Genomic DNA, 17,940 nt, shown 5'->3' on the forward strand with positions numbered 1-17,940 from the left:
GGATTCCGCTCGGCATCACTCAGGAACCGCCGACCCCGCCGATTGCGGCGTGTGTCACATTCGGCGTGTCGCCGGGCCCAGCCGCCGGCAGGAGTCCGGGCCGCGGGTCGGCGGCGTCAGGCCAGCCGGGCCGCCACCAGGTCCCACACGGTGTTCGCGAGGGCTTCCTTGGGCCCGTACGGCACCGGGGTCTCGCCGCCGTCGGCGGCGAGGACCACTGCCTCGTTCTCCTCGGCGCCGAAGGTCTTGCGCTCTCCCACCTCGTTGACGACCAGCAGGTCGCAGCCCTTGCGGCGGAGCTTGTCCCGGCCGTTGGCGAGCACGTCGTCGGTCTCGGCGGCGAAGCCCACGACGATCTGGCCCTGACGGGGCCGATCGGCGGAGATCTCGGCGAGGATGTCCGGGTTGCGCACCAGGGCGACCGGGGCGGGCTCCAGGCCGTCCTTCTTCTTGATCTTGCCTGCCGCGTACTCCGCCGGGCGGAAGTCCGCGACCGCCGCCGCCATCACCACCACATCGGCCTGAAGAGCCGCCTTGACGACGGCCTCGCGGAGCTGCACCGCCGTGCCGACATGGAGTACGTCCACACCCGCGGGGTCGGCGAATCCGGTGTTGGCCTCGATCAGGGTCACCTTGGCACCGCGGGCCGCCGCCGTGCGTGCGAGTGCGTAACCCTGCTTGCCGGACGAACGGTTGCCCAGGTAGCGCACCGGGTCGAGGGGCTCACGAGTGCCGCCCGCGCTGATCACGGCATGGCGGCCCGCGAGGTCAGGGGTGCTCACTCCGCGCGCCAGCACGTTCCGACAGACCTCGAAGATCTCGGCCGGCTCGGGCAGCCGCCCCTTGCCGGTGTCCACACCGGTGAGCCGCCCGACGGCGGGCTCGATCACCACCGCGCCGCGGCGGCGCAGCGTCGCCACGTTCTCCTGAGTCGCCGGGTGCTCCCACATCTCGGTGTGCATCGCCGGGGTGAACACCACAGGGCAGCGGGCGGTGAGCAGCGTGTTGGTGAGCAGATCGTCGGCGAGGCCGTGGGCGGCCTTGGCCAGCAGGTCGGCGGTGGCGGGGGCCACGACGACCAGCTGCGCCTCCTGCCCGATCCGTACGTGCGGGACCTCATGGACGTCCGACCAGACCTCGGTGGACACCGGATGCCCGGAGAGGGCGGACCAGGTGGGCGCACCGACGAAGTTCAGGGCGGACGCGGTGGGGACGACGCGCACGTCGTGCCCGGACTCGGTCAGTCTGCGCAGCAGCTCGCACGCCTTGTAGGCGGCGATCCCGCCGCTGACTCCCAGTACGACCTTGGGCTTGTCCACTGCGCTCCCGCTCCCCACGGACGGCGATGCACCGTCGCCTCTCGATGGCATCCTCGATCACACACGCAGCTGAGGCACGACAGCTGACACACGACAGGCTACTGACACACCGCAGGCCCGACCGGACGCTCCCCCTCGCTGGGCGGGTGGGATGGTGCCCCGGCCGGGCCTGTGGTGACGTGCCGAACGAACTGCTACGCAGGGCCGTCGATGGCCTCGGAGGTCAGCAGACCGGCGTTGATCTCACGCAGGGAGATCGAAAGCGGCTTCTCGTGGACATGGGTGTCCACCAGCGGACCGACGTACTCGAGCAGACCCTCACCGAGCTGCGAGTAGTACGCGTTGATCTGACGCGCGCGCTTGGCCGCGTAGATCACGAGGCTGTACTTCGAGTCGGTGGCCTCGAGGAGCTCGTCGATCGGCGGGTTGATGATGCCCTCGGGCGCGGTGATGGAAGAGGACACGCTCTAGCCTTCCGATGGGGTTCAAAAAGATCTTCGGAGAACGTCAGGAAATCCGACGAAGATCAAACGACTGCCACCAAGGCTAGCAGCTCACGCGCCACGTCCTCGACGGAGGTGTTGACCAGGGTGGTGTCGAACTCGGCTTCGGCGGCCAGCTCGACCTTCGCCGCCTGGAGTCGGCGCTCGATCACATCGGGCGCCTCGGTGCCTCGGCCGGTCAGCCTACGCACCAGTTCGTCCCAGCTCGGCGGGGCCAGGAACACCAGCTGCGAGTCCGGCATGGACTCCTTGACCTGCCGGGCACCCTGGAGGTCGATCTCCAGCAGCACCGGCTCGCCGGACTCCAGGCGCTCCTGGACCGCCTTGCGTGGGGTGCCGTAGCGGTTGCCCGCGAACTCAGCCCACTCCAGCAGCTCACCATTGGCGATCAGCTTGTCGAACTCGTCATCGCTGACGAAGTAGTACTGAACACCATGCCGCTCTCCGGGGCGCGGCTTCCGGGTGGTGGCCGACACCGAGAGCCAGACCTCGGGGTGAACCTTGCGCATGTGGGCGACGACCGTGCTCTTACCCACCCCGGAGGGGCCGGAGAGCACGGTCAGCCGCGGACGTACCTCTGCTGCCATGCAGCGATTATCCAGGTTCTCGGGAGTGCCCGGGAACGTCAGGCGGCGCCGCCGCCGAACTCGCGCTCCAGGGAGGCGATCTGGTTGGAGCCGAGACCCCGGACACGACGGCTTTCGGAGATGCCGAGCCGCTCCATGATCTGCTTGGCGCGGACCTTGCCGACGCCGGGAAGGGACTCGAGCAGGGCGGAGACCTTCATCTTGCCGATGACGTCGTTCTCCTGGCCCTGCTTGATGACCTCGTGGAGCGAGGCGCCGGAGTGCTTGAGTCGATTCTTGACCTCGGCCCGCTCCCGGCGAGCCGCGGCGGCCTTTTCGAGCGCGGCTGCGCGCTGTTCAGGGGTAAGGGGCGGAAGAGCCACGCCTACGTCACCTCGGATGTCGAACTGTCGGATACGGACCGGCGCGGAACACAACGGCTCCACACCAGGTGAGCAACGAGCAACGCATCCCGCGCGCTGCATCGTCGGCTCTCGACGGAGACTAGCGGCCTGGACCGCTCCCGTCAGCGAGAACAGCGGAAAAGTCCTGGTCAGCATCGACCGACCAGGACATTCCAGACATACTGACCGGGATTCTGTCAAGAAACTGTCGGTCAAACGCGCAGGTGGCGACTCCGGCCGCGATCGCCCCCGGAGGCATTTCGATCACTGCCGGGTCGGCAGGGTGGTCGCGATCGAGACCACCCTGCCGACCCGGCTCGCGGTCACAGGGCCCTCGCTACGGCGGCCCGCACCTCGTCCGTGAAGCGTGCGGCGGACTCCCGCAGCGCCGCGATGTCGGGGCCGTGGGTCAGCACCCCGCGACTCACGTTCGGGAGGACATCGCGGACCTGCGCCCCGAAGACACCCGGCAGATCCGCCGGGGTCGCGCCCTGGGCTCCGATGCCCGGTGCCAGCAGCGGACCGTTGATGTCCAGATCGGCGCCCACCTGGCCCAGCGTGGCGCCGACGACCGCCCCGACCGAGCCCAGCGGCCGGGCGCCCGCGTTCTCGTCGGCCACGTGGTTCAGCATCAGCTGGGCCAGCGAGACTCCGCCTTCCGCTGTCGCCCGCTGGACCTCGGCGCCCTCCGGATTGGAGGTGAGGGCCAGCACGAACACGCCCGCGCCACTCTCCCGGGCCAGGTCGAGCGCCGGTCGCAGCGAGCCGAAGCCCAGGTACGGCGAGACCGTGAGGGCGTCGCAGAACAGCGGGGAGTCCTTGCGCAGATAGGTCTCGGCGTACGCGGCCATGGTCGAGCCGATGTCCCCACGCTTGGCGTCCATCAGCACCAGGGTCCCCGCTGCCCGCGCCTCATCGACCGCCTTCTCCAGGACGGCGACCCCGCGCGAGCCGAAGCGCTCGAAGAAGGCCGACTGCGGCTTCAGCACCGCCACCCGGTCCGCGAGCGCCTCGACGACGGTGCGGGTGAAGCGCTCGAGCCCGGCCACGTCATCGCCAAGGCCCCAGGCGCTGAGCAGCGACGCGTGCGGGTCGATGCCGACGCAGAGCGGCCCACGGGCGTCCATGGCTCGGCGCAGCCTGGCGCCGAATGTTTCCTGGGGGCTCATGCGGTGGCCGCCTTTCGAGTGTCGGCGCCGACGGCTTCGGCGAGGGTGGCGTACGGGCTGGTGGCGAGCCGGGCGGCCAGGCCCTTGTGGATCGCGCGGGCGTAGAACGGGCCCTCGTAGATGAAGGCGCTGTAGCCCTGGACGAGCGTGGCACCGGCCAGAATGCGCTGCCAGGCGTCTTCGGCGTTCTCGATGCCTCCGACCCCGACCAGGGTGATCCGGTCGCCCACACGGGCGTACAGGCGGCGCAGGACGGCCAGCGAGCGCTCCTTGACGGGTGCGCCGGACAGCCCGCCGGTCTCCCGCACCAGCTCCGGGGCCGACTTCAGACCGAGGCCGTCGCGGGCGATGGTGGTGTTGGTGGCGATGATGCCGTCCAGTCCGAGTTCGACCGCGAGGTCGGCGACGGCGTCGATGTCCTCGTCGGCCAGATCGGGGGCGATCTTGACGAGCAGCGGCACTCGGCGTCCGGTCACGGTGCGGTCGGCGGCCTCGCGCACTGCGGCGAGGAGAGGGCGCAGCGACTCGGTGGCCTGGAGGTTGCGCAGTCCGGGCGTGTTGGGCGAGCTGACATTGACCACCAGGTAGTCGGCGTGGGCGGCCAGCCGCTCGGTGGAGGTGACGTAGTCGGCGACTGCCTCCGCCTCGGGCACGACCTTGGTCTTGCCGATGTTGACGCCGACCACGGTCCTGAACACCGCTCGGCGGGTCTCGAGCCTGGCCGCGACGGCGGCGGATCCCTCGTTGTTGAAGCCCATGCGGTTGATCAGGGCGCGGTCGGGGATCAGCCGGAAGAGACGCTTCCTGGGGTTGCCGGGTTGCGGCTCGGCGGTGACGGTGCCGATCTCGACATGATCGAAGCCCAGCATGCTCATGCCGTCGATGGCGACGGCGTTCTTGTCGAAGCCGGCGGCCAGCCCGAAGGGGCCGTGCATGCGCAGGCCGAGCGCCTCGGTGCGCAGTTCCCTGTAGCGAGGGGCCAGGGTGGCCGCCACGAACGTCCGCAGCACGGGGACACGTGCCGCGACGCGGATCCAGCGAACGGCCAGATGGTGGGCGTCCTCGGGATCCATCCTCTTGAAGACCAGGTTGAAGAAGAAGTCGTACATCGAATCGGTGTCCTGTTGTCCTCACGGAGACATGTGTGCAGGCAGGTGTCTTCATGAAGAGGGGGACACCGTTGCCGGTGTCCCCCTCGTGGGCTGCTAGGGCGTGTTGCGGGCCGCGGTCAGGTGTTCCGCGTGTTCCTGGAGTGAGCGCACTCCCACGCCCCCGTGGTTGAGGGCGTCGATGCCCTGCACGGCCGCTGCGAGCGCCTGGACCGTGGTCAGGCACGGGACGCCGCGCGCCACGGCCGCGGTGCGGATCTCGTAGCCGTCGAGCCGACCGCCGGTGCCGTACGGGGTGTTGACGATCAAGTCCACCTCGCCGTCGTGGACCAGCTGCACGATGGTCCGCTCGCCGTTCGGGCCCTCGCCCTCGGACTGCTTGCGCACGACGGTGGCGTGCAGGCCGTTGCGCCTGAGCACCTCGGCCGTCCCGGAGGTGGCGAGCAGTTCGAAGCCGTGGGCGACGAGTTCCCTGGCGGGGAAGATCATCGAACGCTTGTCGCGGTTGGCGACGGAGATGAACGCGCGGCCCTTGGTGGGCAGCGGGCCGTAGGCACCCGCCTGCGACTTGGCATAGGCGGTGCCGAAGACCGAGTCGATGCCCATGACCTCGCCGGTGGAGCGCATCTCGGGGCCGAGGACGGTGTCGACGCCACGGCCGTGGATGTCGCGGAAGCGGCTCCAGGGCATCACGGCCTCCTTGACGGAGATCGGGGCGTCCATGGGCAGCGTGCCGCCGTCGCCGTCCGCCGGGAGCAGGCCCTCGGCACGCAGCTCGGCGATGGTGGCGCCCAGCGAGATACGCGCCGCAGCCTTGGCGAGCGGCACCGCGGTGGCTTTGGAGGTGAAAGGAACGGTCCGGGAGGCACGCGGGTTGGCCTCCAGCACGTAGAGGATGTCGCCGGCCATCGCGAACTGGATGTTGATCAGTCCGCGTACCCCGACGCCCTTGGCGATCGCCTCGGTGGAGGCACGGAGCCGCTTGATGTCGAAGCCGCCGAGAGTGATCGGGGGCAACGCGCAGGCGGAGTCGCCGGAGTGGATACCGGCCTCCTCGATGTGCTCCATGACACCGCCGAGGTACAGCTCGGTGCCGTCGTAGAGGGCGTCGACGTCGATCTCGATGGCGTCGTCGAGGAACCGGTCGACCAGCACCGGGCGGTCGGCGCTGATCTCGGTGGACTCGGCGATGTAGGAGGCGAGGCGGGTCTCGTCGTAGACGATCTCCATGCCGCGTCCGCCGAGCACGTAGGAGGGGCGCACCAGGACGGGGTAGCCGATCTCGTCGGCGATGGCCTTGGCCTCGGCGAAGGTGGTGGCGGTGCCGTGTTTGGGGGCGGGCAGTCCGGCCTCGGCGAGCACCCGGCCGAACGCGCCGCGGTCCTCGGCGGCGTGGATCGCCTCGGGAGAGGTGCCCACGATGGGCACGCCGTTGTCCTTGAGGGCCTGCGACAGACCGAGCGGGGTCTGCCCGCCGAGCTGGACCACCACACCGGCGACGGGGCCGGCCTGCTGCTCGGCGTGGACGATCTCCAGCACGTCCTCCAAGGTGAGCGGCTCGAAGTAGAGCCGGTCGGAGGTGTCGTAGTCGGTGGAGACGGTCTCCGGGTTGCAGTTGACCATGACGGTCTCGAAACCGGCGTCGCTGAGCGCGAAGGAGGCGTGTACGCAGGAGTAGTCGAACTCGATGCCCTGGCCGATGCGGTTGGGTCCGGAGCCGAGGATGATCACCGCGGGCTTCTCGCGCGGGGCGACCTCGCTCTCCTCGTCGTAGGAGGAGTAGAAGTAGGGAGTCTTCGCGGCGAACTCGGCGGCGCAGGTGTCGACCGTCTTGTAGACCGGGCGGATGCCGAGGGCGTGCCGCACCTCGCGCACCACGTCCTCACGCAGCCCGCGGATACCGGCGATCTGGGCGTCGGAGAAACCGTGCCGCTTGGCCTCGGCCAGCAGGCCGGGGTCGAGCCTTTCGGCGGCGGCCAGCTCGTCGGCGATCTCCTTGATCAGGAACAGCTGGTCCACGAACCACGGGTCGATCTTCGACGACTCGAAGACCTCCTCAGGGGTGGCACCGGCGCGGATCGCCTGCATCACGGTGTTGATCCGGCCGTCCGTGGGGCGAGCCGCATCCCGCAGCAGCCCGGCCTTGTCGCCGACAGGGCCGGTGAAGTCGAACTGCGAGCCCTTCTTCTCCAGAGAGCGCAGGGCCTTCTGGAGGGCCTCGGTGAAGTTGCGGCCCATCGCCATGGCCTCGCCGACCGACTTCATGGTGGTGGTGAGGGCGCTGTCGGCGGACGGGAACTTCTCGAACGCGAAGCGCGGAGCCTTCACCACCACATAGTCCAGCGTCGGTTCGAAGGAGGCCGGAGTCTGCTCGGTGATGTCGTTGGGAATCTCGTCCAGTGTGTAGCCGACGGCAAGCCGTGCGGCAATCTTCGCGATCGGGAATCCGGTGGCTTTGGACGCCAACGCCGACGACCGGGAGACCCGCGGGTTCATCTCGATGACGATGACCCGGCCGTCCACCGGGTCGACCGCGAACTGGATATTGCAACCGCCGGTGTCCACGCCGACCTCACGGATCACGGCGATGCCGATGTCCCGCAGGATCTGGTACTCACGGTCGGTCAGGGTCATCGCCGGGGCGACGGTGATCGAGTCGCCGGTGTGCACGCCCATGGGATCGAAGTTCTCGATGGAGCAGACGACCACGACGTTGTCGTTCTTGTCGCGCATCAGCTCCAACTCGTACTCCTTCCAGCCGAGGATGGACTCCTCCAGGAGCACCTCGGTGGTCGGAGACAGGCTGAGGCCCTGGCCCGCGATACGGCGCAGTTCCTCCTCGTCGTGCGCGAAGCCGGAACCCGCGCCGCCCATGGTGAAGGACGGGCGGACGACCACCGGGTAGCCGCCGAGGGTGTCGACGCCCTTGAGGACGTCGTCCATGGAGTGGCAGATGACCGAGCGGGCGGACTCGCCGTGGCCGATCTTCCGGTTGACGGCCTCGACGACCCCCTTGAAGAGGTCGCGGTCCTCGCCCTTGTTGATCGCCTCGACATTGGCGCCGATCAGCTCGACACCGTACTTCTCCAGGGTCCCGGCCTCGTGCAGGGAGATCGCGGTGTTGAGCGCGGTCTGGCCGCCGAGGGTGGGCAGCAGAGCGTCGGGACGCTCCTTGGCGATGATCTTCTCGACGAACTCGGGGGTGATCGGCTCGACGTAGGTGGCGTCGGCGATCTCCGGGTCGGTCATGATCGTCGCCGGGTTGGAGTTCACCAGGATGACCCGCAGGCCCTCGGACTTGAGAACCCGGCAGGCCTGGGTGCCGGAGTAGTCGAACTCGGCGGCCTGACCGATGACGATCGGGCCGGAGCCGATGACCAGGACGGACTGGATATCGGTGCGCTTAGGCACGCTGGCCCTCCATCAGGGTGACGAAGCGGTCGAACAGGTACGCGGCGTCGTGCGGGCCCGCTGCGGCTTCGGGGTGGTACTGGACACTGAAGGCCGGCTGGTCGAGCAGCCGGAGGCCCTCCACCACGTCGTCGTTGAGGCAGACGTGGGAGACCTCGGCGCGGCCGTAGGGGGTCTGTGAGACCTGGTCGAGCGGGGCGTCGACGGCGAACCCGTGGTTGTGGGCGGTGACCTCGACCTTGCCGGTCGTACGGTCCTGCACGGGCTGGTTGATACCCCGGTGGCCGTACTTCAGCTTGTAGGTACCGAAGCCGAGGGCCCGGCCCAGGATCTGATTACCGAAGCAGATGCCGAACAGCGGCGTCCCACGCTGGAGGACAGCCCGCATCACGGACACCGCGTGATCGGCGGTCGCCGGGTCGCCCGGGCCGTTGGAGAAGAACACCCCGTCCGGATCGACGGCGTACACGTCGCCGGCGGTCGCCGTGGCGGGCAGCACATGGACCTCGATGCCGCGCTCGGCCATCCGGTGCGGGGTCATGCCCTTGATGCCGAGGTCGACGGCGGCGACGGTGAACCGCTTCTCACCGATCGCGGGGACGACGTAGGCCTCCTTGGTGGCGACCTCGGCCGAGAGGTCGGCACCCTTCATCTCGGGCGCCTGGCGCACCTCGCCGAGCATGGTGCCCTCGTCGGGGAGCGCGTTGCCGGAGAAGATCCCGACGCGCATGGCGCCCCGCTCCCGCAGATGACGGGTGAGGGCGCGGGTATCGACACCGCTGATGCCGACGACGCCCTGGCGGGCCAGCTCCTCGTCCAAGGATCGCCGGGAGCGCCAGTTGGAGGGGATGCGGGCGGGGTCGCGTACGACGTATCCGGCCACCCAGATGCGAGACGACTCGGGGTCCTCGTCGTTGACGCCGGTGTTGCCGATGTGCGGGGCGGTCATCACCACGACCTGGCGGTGGTACGAGGGGTCGGTGAGGGTCTCCTGGTAGCCGGTCATGCCGGTGGAGAACACGGCCTCGCCGAAGGTCACCCCCACGGCCCCGTAGGCGCGGCCCCTGAAGGTGCGGCCGTCCTCCAGGACGAGTACGGCGGGAACGCGGGTTCCCCTGGTGGAGGTCGTCATCGTGCGGCGCCTTCCGTCGGGATCGTGGTGTGCTTCGTGGTGGTTGCGTTGACGGCTCCGACCCAGGCGGCATGGTCGGCCGCGCGGTCGGAGCGGAAGCCGGAGTCGATCTGGCGCTCGCCGTGCTCCCAGGTGATGACCAGCAGTCCGCCCTCGGTGAGGACCTTGCCGGCGATGCCCTTGTCCAGACGGGCCCCGCGCAGCGCGGCGGCCGGGATCAGGAAGTCGGGGGCCCCGGGGCGTACGACGGTGATCCCGGCGTCACCGAGGCCGAGCTCGACGCGGCTGCGGGTGCCGAGGCCGCGGGCCACGATCCGGTCCAGCCACTGGCCCGCGCTGGTGGAGCCGTGGTAGCGGCCGGTGAGGCTCAGCCGGGCGGGTTCCGTGGTCTCGGGCGCCGTGGGCAGCTCGGGCAGGTCCGACTGGAGCTCACCGCGCCATTTCCAGCCCTGGCGCATCAGCCAGTAGACGAGGACGACGAAGAGCAGCAGGCCGAGCACCCAGCCGATGCGGGCGGCCCAGTCGGTCACCTCCGCGGACTTCGGTTCGACCGCCGCGGCCGCTTCGGCCGCCAGATTCATCAGTGCAGGTGTCACGCCAGCTTCCCGTCCATGAGCGTCGCCCGGCCCCGCAGGAACGTGTGGGTGACGCGACCCGGCAGCTCACGGCCCTCATAGGGGGTGTTGCGGCTGCGGGAGGCGAAGCCCGCGGGGTCCACGGTTCCACGGTATGCCGGATCGACCAGGGTGAGGTTGGCGGGCTCACCTTCCGAGACGGGACGGCCGTGGCCGGCGGCCTGTCCGATCCGGGCGGGGGCGAAGGACATACGGTCCGCGACGCCTTCCCAGGTCAGCAGGCCCGTCTCGATCATCGTCTGCTGGACCACGGACAGGGCGGTCTCCAGGCCCACCATGCCCATCGCCGCGGCTGCCCACTCGCAGTCCTTGTCCTCGTGGGGGTGCGGGGCGTGGTCGGTGGCGACGATGTCGATCGTGCCGTCCGCCAGGGCCTCGCGCAGCGCCATGACATCGCGCTCGGTGCGCAGCGGCGGGTTGACCTTGTAGATCGGGTTGTACGTGCGGACCAGCTCGTCGGTGAGGAGCAGGTGGTGCGGAGTGACTTCGGCCGTGACGTCGATACCGCGGGACTTCGCCCAGCGGACGATCGCGACCGAGCCGGCGGTCGAGAGGTGGCAGATGTGCACGCGGGAGCCGACGTGCTCGGCGAGCAGGACGTCGCGGGCGATGATCGACTCCTCGGCGACGGCCGGCCAGCCGCCGAGGCCCAGCTCGGCCGAGACGACGCCCTCGTTCATCTGGGCGCCCTCGGTCAGCCGCGGCTCCTGGGCGTGCTGGGCGACGACCCCGCCGAAGGCCTTCACGTACTCCAGGGCCCGGCGCATGATCACCGCGTCGTCCACGCACTTGCCGTCGTCGGAGAACACGGTGACGCCTGCGGCGGACTCGTGCATCGCGCCCAGCTCGGCGAGCTTCTTGCCCTCCAGGCCTACGGTGACGGCGCCGATGGGCTGCACATCGCAGTAGCCGTGCTCCCGGCCGAGCCGCCACACCTGCTCGACCACACCGGCGGTGTCGGCGACGGGGAAGGTGTTGGCCATGGCGAACACGGAGGTGTAGCCGCCGCCGGCGGCGGCACGGGTGCCGGTGAGGACGGTCTCGGAGTCCTCCCGGCCGGGCTCACGCAGGTGTGTGTGCAGATCGACCAGTCCGGGCAGCAGGATCTTGCCCTCGGCCTCGATGACGGTGGCGCCTTCGGCGTCCGGGCCGGCAGCGTTCGGGGCGATCTCGCCCTGCGGGGCGACGGCGGAGATGGTCTCGCCTTCGATCAGGACGTCCCGCACCTCGCCGCCGAGTACCTTCGCACCACGGATCAGGGTCTTGCGCATGGGGCTCATGGGTTACTTCGTCTCCTCGGTGCGGGCGTTCGGGGCGGACACAGCGGGCTCGGAACCGCCGAGCAGCAGGTAGAGGACGGCCATCCGGATGGACACACCGTTGGCCACCTGCTCGACCGCGGTGCAGCGGTCGGAGTCGGCCACCTCGGCGGTGATCTCCATGCCCCGGTTCATCGGGCCCGGGTGCATCACGATGGCGTGCTCGGGCATCCGGGCCATACGGTCGCCGTCGAGGCCGTAGCGGCGCGAGTACTCGCGCTCGGTCGGGAAGAACGCGGCGTTCATCCGCTCGCGCTGCACCCTCAGCATCATCACCGCGTCGGACTTCTGCAGCACGGCGTCCAGGTCGTACGAGACCTCGCACGGCCAGCTCCCGACACCGACGGGGACCAGCGTCGGCGGGGCCACGAGGGTGACATCGGCGCCGAGTGTGTGCAGCAGGTGCACATTGGAGCGGGCCACCCGGCTGTGGAGCACATCGCCGACGATGGTGATCCGTCGGCCTTCCAGGTCGCGCCCCATGCCCGCGTCACGGCCTACGAGGCGGCGGCGCATCGTGAAGGCGTCCAGCAGGGCCTGGGTGGGGTGCTCGTGCGTGCCGTCGCCCGCGTTGACCACGGCCCCGTCGATCCAGCCCGAGTTCGCGAGCCGGTAGGGGGCGCCTGATGCGTGGTGACGGATGACGACGGCGTCGGCGCCCATCGCCTCCAGGGTCAGCGCGGTGTCCTTGAGCGACTCGCCCTTGGAGACCGAGGAACCCTTGGCGGAGAAGTTGATGACATCGGCGGACAGCCTCTTGGCGGCGGCCTCGAAGGAGATCCGGGTACGGGTCGAGTCCTCGAAGAAGAGATTGACGACGGTACGTCCGCGCAGGGTGGGCAGCTTCTTGATCGGCCGGTCGGCGACCCGGGCCATCTCCTCGGCGGTGTCGAGGACCAGGACGGCGTCATCACGGGTGAGGTCGGCGGCCGAGATGAGGTGGCGCTTCATCTGGGTGTGCTCCGATGTGTGGCGGTATACGGGGCGGGCGCGCGGGCGCGCCGCGGGGCACTTCGTCCGGGGCCGGGCAGGCTGCCGCTCAGCGCCCGGACCGTGCGCGGGGGCTACTGCCGACCGGCAGGGGTGGCCTCGCCCGTGCCGAGCAGCACGGTGTCGCGACCGTCCTCCTCCGCGAGCTGTACCTTGACCGTCTCCCGCAGCGACGTGGGGAGGTTCTTCCCGACGTAGTCGGCGCGGATGGGCAATTCCCGGTGGCCCCGGTCGACGAGCACGGCGAGCTGGACCGCGCGCGGCCGGCCGATGTCGTTCAGCGCGTCGAGGGCCGCGCGGATGGTGCGCCCGGAGAAGAGGACGTCGTCCACGAGGACGACCAGACGGCCGTCGATGCCGGCTGCCGGAATATCCGTGCGCGCGAGAGCGCGAGCGGGGCGAAGCCGCAGGTCATCGCGGTACATGGTGATATCGAGCGAGCCCACGGGGACGGTACGTCCGGTGATCTCGGCGAGCTTGCCGGCGAGTCGGCGGGCAAGATGGATCCCGCGCGTCGGGATGCCGAGGAGCACCACGTCTTCGGCGCCCTTGGCGCGTTCGACAATCTCGTGTGCGATGCGGGTCAGTACCCGCGCGATGTCGGGGCCCTCGAGAACGGGGCGCGCGCCATCAGAGCTGTGTGCGTCCATAAGAAACGGACCTCCTTCTCCGCCTCACGGGACGGACCTTAAAGGACGTCGGATTGTGCGTAGTCCACGGTACCAGGGGCCGATGGGTGCCCTGGTCACACCCCTCGGGAGGGTCGCACGGACCTTTCGGCTTGACGCAGCCAAATCACGCTGCGTAACCTCACAGTGAGTGACCAGCCGCGCGGCCGAGCCGCACGTCGATTCAGTGTCCGGGGAGCTATATGTCCAGCGAATACGCAAAGCAGCTCGGGGCCAAGCTCCGCGCCATCCGCACCCAGCAGGGGCTCTCGCTCCACGGGGTGGAGGAGAAGTCCCAGGGCCGCTGGAAGGCCGTTGTCGTCGGGTCCTACGAGCGGGGCGACCGCGCTGTGACCGTGCAGCGCCTGGCCGAGCTGGCGGACTTCTACGGTGTCCCGGTGCAGGAGCTCCTTCCGGGTACCACGCCCGGCGGGGCCGCCGAGCCTCCGCCGAAGCTCGTGCTCGACCTGGAGCGCCTGGCGCACGTCCCCGCAGAGAAGGCGGGGCCGCTCCAGCGCTATGCCGCCACCATCCAGAGCCAGCGCGGTGACTACAACGGCAAGGTGCTGTCGATCCGCCAGGACGACCTGCGCACGCTTGCCGTGATCTACGACCAGTCGCCCTCGGTCCTGACCGAGCAGCTCATCAGCTGGGGTGTGCTGGACGCAGACGCGCGGCGTGCCGTGGCGCACGAGGAGGGCTGACGCCCGCCTGCAGAAACGTGACACCGGGCCGGGGGGACGTTCCCTACCGGCCCGGTGGCGTTTCCGCTTCCACTGGCAGCACCGTCCCTGGTGCCCATGGGACGGTGCCCGGAGGCCCCGCGGTGCTCCCGCGTTCCGCGGGCGGGCCGCGGCCGTGGACAGGCCCGGGTTCCGCCGTGCTCTGAAACGCGCTGATGCCGAAGGCCCCCAGTACGAGTACTGGGGGCCTTCGGCATCAGCTGCTACGCCTCGCGGCGCAGGCTCGGCTTGAGGTCCTTCATACGGGCGAGGAGGCCGTTCACGAACGAGGGGGACTCGTCCGTGGAGAACTCCTTGGCCAGCTGGACCGCCTCGTCGATCACGACCGCGTCGGGAGTCTCGTCCACCCACACCAGCTCGTAGGCACCGAGCCGCAGGATGTTGCGGTCGACCACCGGCATACGGTCGAGCGTCCAGCCGACGGCGTAGGTGGCGATGAGCTCGTCGATACGGTCCGCGTGCTTCGCGTACCCCTCGACCAGTTCCATCGTGTACTCACTGACCGGCGGCTGACGATCGTCGGTCCGCGCGTGCCGGATCCAGTCGGCGAGGACGGTCTGCACGGAGGCCCCGCGCTGGTCGGCCTCGAAGAGGATCTGGAAGGCGCGCTTGCGGGCCTTGTTACGAGCGGCCACGGTTAGCTGTTCACCCGGCCGAGGTAGTCGCCGGAACGGGTGTCGACCTTGATCTTCTCGCCGGTGGTGATGAAGAGCGGCACCTGGATGGTGTAACCGGTCTCCAGGGTGGCGGGCTTGGTGCCACCGGTGGAGCGGTCACCCTGGACGCCCGGCTCGGTCTCCTGGATGACGAGCTCGACCGCGGCCGGGAGCTCGACGTAGAGCACCTCGCCCTCGTGCGTGGCCACGGTGGCGGTGAAGCCCTCGATGAGGAAGTTGGCGGCATCGCCGACGGCGGCGCGGGCGACGTGCAGCTGATCGTACGTCTGCATGTCCATGAACACGAAGTACTCGCCGTCCATGTACGAGAACTGCATGTCGCGGCGGTCGACGGTGGCCGTCTCGACCTTGATGCCGGCGTTGAAGGTCTTGTCGACGATCTTGCCGGACAGCACGTTCTTGAGCTTGGTGCGCACGAAGGCCGGGCCCTTGCCGGGCTTGACGTGCTGGAACTCGACGACGGACCAGAGCTGGTCGTTGTCGAGCTTGAGCACCATGCCGTTCTTGAGGTCGTTCGTGGTGGCCACGGTTGCGGAATCTCCTGGACTGACGCTGGTGGACGACCCAGGAGTGCGAAGCTTCGCGCTAGAGCGCGAGCAGCTCCTTGGTCGTGATGGTGAGTAGCTCGGGTCCGCCGTCCGCCTCCTGGCGCACGACGAGCGTGTCATCGATCCGGACCCCGCCCCGGCCCGGGAGGTGGACCCCCGGTTCGACGGTGACCGGCACACAAGCGTCCAGTTTACCCATGGCCGCAGGGGCCAGCTGCGGGTCCTCGTCGATTTCGAGTCCGACGCCGTGCCCGATCCACGGTGTGAGGCCGTCGGCGTGGCCCGCGGCGTTGAGTACCTGCCGGGCCGCACGGTCCACGTCGCGGAACGCGGCTCCGGGCGTCAGAGCCTCGCGCCCGGCCCGTTGAGCGGCGAAAACGAGGTCGTAGAGCTCGATCTGCCAGTCCGCCGGGGTGGTTCCGATGACAAAGGTACGGCCGATCTCACAACGGTAGCCGCGGTAGTTGGCGCCGAGGCAGACGGACAGGAAATCACCTTCCTCGACCCTCCGGTCGGAGGGGCGGTGCCCGCTCAGTCCGGCGTTGGGCCCGGTGGCGACGGAAGTGGGGAAGGCCGGGCCGTCGGCGCCGTGGTCCACGAGGCGCCGCTCCAGTTCCAGCGCGAGATGCCGCTCGGTACGGCCCACGAGGATCGATTCCAGGAGTTCCCCGAGGGCCTGGTCGGCGATCTCGGCGGCGATCCTGATACAGGCGATCTCTTCCTCGTCCTTGACCATCCGCTGCTGCTCGACCGCGCCGCCCAGGTCGCACAGGTGCAGCTGGGAGGCGACGGAGCCCAGGGCGCGATGCCTTGCGACGGTGAGGTGATGCTCCTCGACGGCCAGGGAGTCGGCACCGGCGGCGCGGGCGGCCTGTGCTGCCGCCACCGCGGGATCGGTGTCGTCGGCGGACAGCACGGTCTGCCGCATCGACTCGTCGAGCCTGCCTTCCGACGCGTCACCCGAAGGGGTGCCGGGGCAGACGAGCGTGTCGTCACAGGGCCCTTCCGGACCGAGCAGCAGTACGGCACCCGGGGGCGCGGCCCCTGCGAGATACCGGACATTGGCAGGCCGCGACACCAGCGCCGCGGCGCTTCCCGCGGCCGCGAACCTGTCCCGCAGCCGCCCTCGACGGGCAGCGAACACCTCGGACATGACACGAGCGTAAGAGCCCTGCCGCGATTCGGCCGGTCGAGCGCGGCCGTGCGGGGTGCCGGCGACGGTGGCACCCGCGGGTCGAGCACCGCCGCCCGGGGTGAGGGGTGCGGTGGCGCCTCCGGCGTCGAGCGCCCGGCGTCCCGCTCCGTCGCATGTCACTTTCACCCTTTCGGCCCAGTGGCGGGTGCTTCCCGGCTCCTGTTCCACCTGGGCCCGGAATTCCACCTAGGGAGCGGCGGCAGGCGTGGTGGCCGCAGACGGCCGGGCGGCCGGCAGCAGGTGGGCCAGACCCTCACCACCGTGCTCCTGGAGCTCAAGCGGGTCGCGGATCACGCCTCGGCGACCGTGCGCGACGAGCTGCACCAGGTCCAGGAGACCACCCGCGCCGGCCTGGACGAGATCCGCCGCATCGCCCGCGCCCTGCTCATCGGTGCTGAACTATCCGTCGGCCGCAGCCCCTACGCCGGGCGGCCCGGGGCACCCCCGCCCGCACGGCAGCCAGGACCACGGCCGCGACCGCCTACCAGGCGGGAGGGCTCGCCAGCGCCCGGGCCAGGACCTCGTCCAGCACTCTGGACGTGGTCTCGACGTCGTAGTTCGAGTTGTCGATGATCGGCAGGCCCGAGCCGTACCACCCGGCCATCCGGCCGTGGATGCCGGCCACCTCCTCATCGGAGAGACGCCGGTTCCCGCTGCGCTCCGCATTGCGTTCGAGTACCACGTCGAGACCGGGCAGCAGGACCACCGGCAGCAGACCCGGGCCGACATGGCGCTTCCAGCCACCGAGGCCGACGACCGGGCGGTCCGGGAACACGGCGTCGTCGAGTATGCAGGAGATGCCGTTGGCCAGGAAGTTGCGCGCGGCGAATCCGCAGGTGCGGCGGGCGAGGCGGTATTGAGCCTCGGACCGGTCGTCCCAGCCGGACTGGGGGTCGGCGAAGCCGGAGCAGACCCATTCGCGGACGTCGTCCAGGCTGATGTGGGCGGTCGGCACCCGGCGGCTCGACGCCCAGTGGCGGGCCACCGTCGTCTTGCCGGCGCCGGCCGGCCCGATGAGCAGCACGGCGAGCATCGCGGAGCCGGTGCCGCTGTCCTGCGGCACGGACCGGGGCAGGGTCACGGGCCCACCGGGTGGCAGCCGGAGATGTCCCGTGCTGTCCGGCGGCGCCGCGGGGACCGACGGATGGCCGGGCTGAGCGGGAGCGGTCCAGCCGGGCGCGGGCGGGATCTGCGGCGCCGACCGGGCACCCTGGCTCGGCCCACCCGGGTGCCCGGTCGGCGGGTTCTGGGGCGTTGGGCCGGCAGGCGGTGCCGAGACCCCGTGGGGCGGCGGGCCCGAAGGCGGGGCGACCGGGTGCGGGGGCCTCGGCGGCGGGGCAGGGTGCCGAGCCTGCTGCCGGTACCCCCATGCGGTCGGCCCGCCTGCGGGCCCCGATCCGCCTGGCGGCAGTGGAGCCCCCCCTGCGTCGTGCATCCGGTGCCACTCCGTCTCGTACGAGTTCATGCTGGTCGGGCGGCAGTTGACCGGCCCGGATCGAACCGTACCCTCCCCTGCCTCCACGGGGGCAACGCCCGGGACCGGTACTGAGTG

The 17,940-nt window shown here is 70.1% G+C and carries 17 protein-coding genes and 1 pseudogene; 2 read left to right on the forward strand and 16 right to left on the reverse strand.

The features are described 5' to 3' along the window. Positions 1 to 116 precede the first annotated feature (116 nt). The 12 genes from coaBC to pyrR form a co-directional block, all read right to left on the reverse strand. The gene (gene coaBC / locus V1460_RS22545; RefSeq protein WP_338675436.1) at positions 117 to 1,319 is read right to left on the reverse strand and encodes a bifunctional phosphopantothenoylcysteine decarboxylase/phosphopantothenate--cysteine ligase CoaBC; all 1,203 of its coding nucleotides are present in this window, start codon (positions 1,317 to 1,319) and stop codon (positions 117 to 119) included. A gap of 194 nt (positions 1,320 to 1,513) precedes the next feature. Beyond that, the gene (gene rpoZ / locus V1460_RS22550) at positions 1,514 to 1,783 is read right to left on the reverse strand and encodes a DNA-directed RNA polymerase subunit omega (RefSeq protein ID WP_338675437.1); all 270 of its coding nucleotides are present in this window, start codon (positions 1,781 to 1,783) and stop codon (positions 1,514 to 1,516) included. A gap of 62 nt (positions 1,784 to 1,845) precedes the next feature. Beyond that, positions 1,846 to 2,409 (reverse strand): guanylate kinase, encoded by a 564-nt coding sequence (gene gmk, locus V1460_RS22555; RefSeq protein WP_338675438.1) that lies wholly within the window; start codon positions 2,407 to 2,409, stop codon positions 1,846 to 1,848. 38 nt (positions 2,410 to 2,447) lie between these two features. Further along, positions 2,448 to 2,771 (reverse strand): integration host factor, encoded by a 324-nt coding sequence (locus tag V1460_RS22560; RefSeq protein WP_005319887.1) that lies wholly within the window; start codon positions 2,769 to 2,771, stop codon positions 2,448 to 2,450. Between the two features lie 344 nt (positions 2,772 to 3,115). Then, positions 3,116 to 3,961 (reverse strand): orotidine-5'-phosphate decarboxylase, encoded by an 846-nt coding sequence (gene pyrF / locus V1460_RS22565; RefSeq protein WP_338675439.1) that lies wholly within the window; start codon positions 3,959 to 3,961, stop codon positions 3,116 to 3,118. After that, the gene (locus V1460_RS22570; protein WP_338675440.1) at positions 3,958 to 5,070 is read right to left on the reverse strand and encodes a quinone-dependent dihydroorotate dehydrogenase; all 1,113 of its coding nucleotides are present in this window, start codon (positions 5,068 to 5,070) and stop codon (positions 3,958 to 3,960) included. Before V1460_RS22570 ends, pyrF begins: the two co-directional genes overlap by 4 nt. A gap of 96 nt (positions 5,071 to 5,166) precedes the next feature. Further along, positions 5,167 to 8,481 carry a carbamoyl-phosphate synthase large subunit gene (gene carB / locus V1460_RS22575; RefSeq protein ID WP_338675441.1) on the reverse strand — a complete coding sequence of 1,105 codons (3,315 nt, stop codon included), beginning with the start codon at positions 8,479 to 8,481 and terminating at the stop codon, positions 5,167 to 5,169. Further along, positions 8,474 to 9,613, reverse strand: coding sequence for a glutamine-hydrolyzing carbamoyl-phosphate synthase small subunit (gene carA / locus V1460_RS22580; protein WP_338675442.1), 1,140 nt, complete (start codon positions 9,611 to 9,613; stop codon positions 8,474 to 8,476). Before carA ends, carB begins: the two co-directional genes overlap by 8 nt. After that, positions 9,610 to 10,209, reverse strand: a complete 600-nt coding sequence (locus V1460_RS22585) for a hypothetical protein (RefSeq protein WP_407077511.1) — start codon at positions 10,207 to 10,209, stop codon at positions 9,610 to 9,612. The genes carA and V1460_RS22585 overlap by 4 nt, the downstream gene beginning before the upstream one ends. Next, on the reverse strand, positions 10,206 to 11,519 hold the full coding sequence (locus V1460_RS22590; RefSeq protein WP_338678156.1) for a dihydroorotase: 1,314 nt from the start codon (positions 11,517 to 11,519) through the stop codon (positions 10,206 to 10,208). The genes V1460_RS22585 and V1460_RS22590 overlap by 4 nt, the downstream gene beginning before the upstream one ends. A gap of 12 nt (positions 11,520 to 11,531) precedes the next feature. Further along, positions 11,532 to 12,518 carry an aspartate carbamoyltransferase catalytic subunit gene (locus tag V1460_RS22595; RefSeq protein WP_338675443.1) on the reverse strand — a complete coding sequence of 329 codons (987 nt, stop codon included), beginning with the start codon at positions 12,516 to 12,518 and terminating at the stop codon, positions 11,532 to 11,534. Between the two features lie 113 nt (positions 12,519 to 12,631). Beyond that, a complete protein-coding gene (gene pyrR / locus V1460_RS22600) occupies positions 12,632 to 13,207 on the reverse strand; it encodes a bifunctional pyr operon transcriptional regulator/uracil phosphoribosyltransferase PyrR (RefSeq protein ID WP_338675444.1) in 576 nt (191 codons plus the stop codon). A 221-nt stretch (positions 13,208 to 13,428) separates the two neighbouring features. Here pyrR and bldD point away from each other — a divergent pair, with 221 nt between their 5' ends. Further along, the gene (gene bldD / locus V1460_RS22605) at positions 13,429 to 13,929 is read left to right on the forward strand and encodes a transcriptional regulator BldD (protein ID WP_017945577.1); all 501 of its coding nucleotides are present in this window, start codon (positions 13,429 to 13,431) and stop codon (positions 13,927 to 13,929) included. A gap of 242 nt (positions 13,930 to 14,171) precedes the next feature. Here the strand turns inward: bldD and nusB are convergent, their stop codons facing one another. Genes nusB through V1460_RS22620 form a run of 3 tightly spaced genes read right to left on the reverse strand, consistent with a single transcriptional unit; the run spans position 14,172 to position 16,346 of the window. Then, on the reverse strand, positions 14,172 to 14,603 hold the full coding sequence (gene nusB / locus V1460_RS22610; RefSeq protein ID WP_338675445.1) for a transcription antitermination factor NusB: 432 nt from the start codon (positions 14,601 to 14,603) through the stop codon (positions 14,172 to 14,174). A 2-nt stretch (positions 14,604 to 14,605) separates the two neighbouring features. Then, complete coding sequence (gene efp / locus V1460_RS22615; protein WP_338675446.1) at positions 14,606 to 15,172, reverse strand: elongation factor P; 567 nt, start codon at positions 15,170 to 15,172, stop codon at positions 14,606 to 14,608. A gap of 58 nt (positions 15,173 to 15,230) precedes the next feature. Then, a complete protein-coding gene (locus V1460_RS22620) occupies positions 15,231 to 16,346 on the reverse strand; it encodes an aminopeptidase P family protein (RefSeq protein WP_338675447.1) in 1,116 nt (371 codons plus the stop codon). A gap of 279 nt (positions 16,347 to 16,625) precedes the next feature. Here V1460_RS22620 and V1460_RS22625 point away from each other — a divergent pair. Next, positions 16,626 to 16,799 (forward strand): annotated as a pseudogene (locus V1460_RS22625) (histidine kinase); the annotation flags it as partial. 70 nt (positions 16,800 to 16,869) lie between these two features. Here V1460_RS22625 and V1460_RS22630 read toward each other — a convergent pair. After that, entirely contained in the window at positions 16,870 to 17,823 is a 954-nt protein-coding gene (locus V1460_RS22630; RefSeq protein WP_338675448.1) for an AAA family ATPase, read from the reverse strand. Between the last annotated feature and the right edge of the window lie 117 nt (positions 17,824 to 17,940).

The organism is Streptomyces sp. SCSIO 30461, assembly GCF_037023745.1.
Taxonomy (GTDB): Bacteria; Actinomycetota; Actinomycetes; order Streptomycetales; family Streptomycetaceae; genus Streptomyces.

Bases quoted from the DNA above. Each gene is read 5' to 3' on its own strand.
- V1460_RS22590 (WP_338678156.1), bottom strand. From the start codon at position 11,519: ATGCGCAAGACCCTGATCCGTGGTGCGAAGGTACTCGGCGGCGAGGTG.
- V1460_RS22630 (WP_338675448.1), bottom strand. From the start codon at position 17,823: ATGCACGACGCAGGGGGGGCTCCACTGCCGCCAGGCGGATCGGGGCCC.
- carA (WP_338675442.1), bottom strand. From the start codon at position 9,613: ATGACGACCTCCACCAGGGGAACCCGCGTTCCCGCCGTACTCGTCCTG.
- V1460_RS22595 (WP_338675443.1), bottom strand. From the start codon at position 12,518: ATGAAGCGCCACCTCATCTCGGCCGCCGACCTCACCCGTGATGACGCC.
- V1460_RS22620 (WP_338675447.1), bottom strand. From the start codon at position 16,346: ATGTCCGAGGTGTTCGCTGCCCGTCGAGGGCGGCTGCGGGACAGGTTC.
- gmk (WP_338675438.1), bottom strand. From the start codon at position 2,409: ATGGCAGCAGAGGTACGTCCGCGGCTGACCGTGCTCTCCGGCCCCTCC.
- V1460_RS22570 (WP_338675440.1), bottom strand. From the start codon at position 5,070: ATGTACGACTTCTTCTTCAACCTGGTCTTCAAGAGGATGGATCCCGAG.
- bldD (WP_017945577.1), top strand. From the start codon at position 13,429: ATGTCCAGCGAATACGCAAAGCAGCTCGGGGCCAAGCTCCGCGCCATC.
- pyrF (WP_338675439.1), bottom strand. From the start codon at position 3,961: ATGAGCCCCCAGGAAACATTCGGCGCCAGGCTGCGCCGAGCCATGGAC.
- pyrR (WP_338675444.1), bottom strand. From the start codon at position 13,207: ATGGACGCACACAGCTCTGATGGCGCGCGCCCCGTTCTCGAGGGCCCC.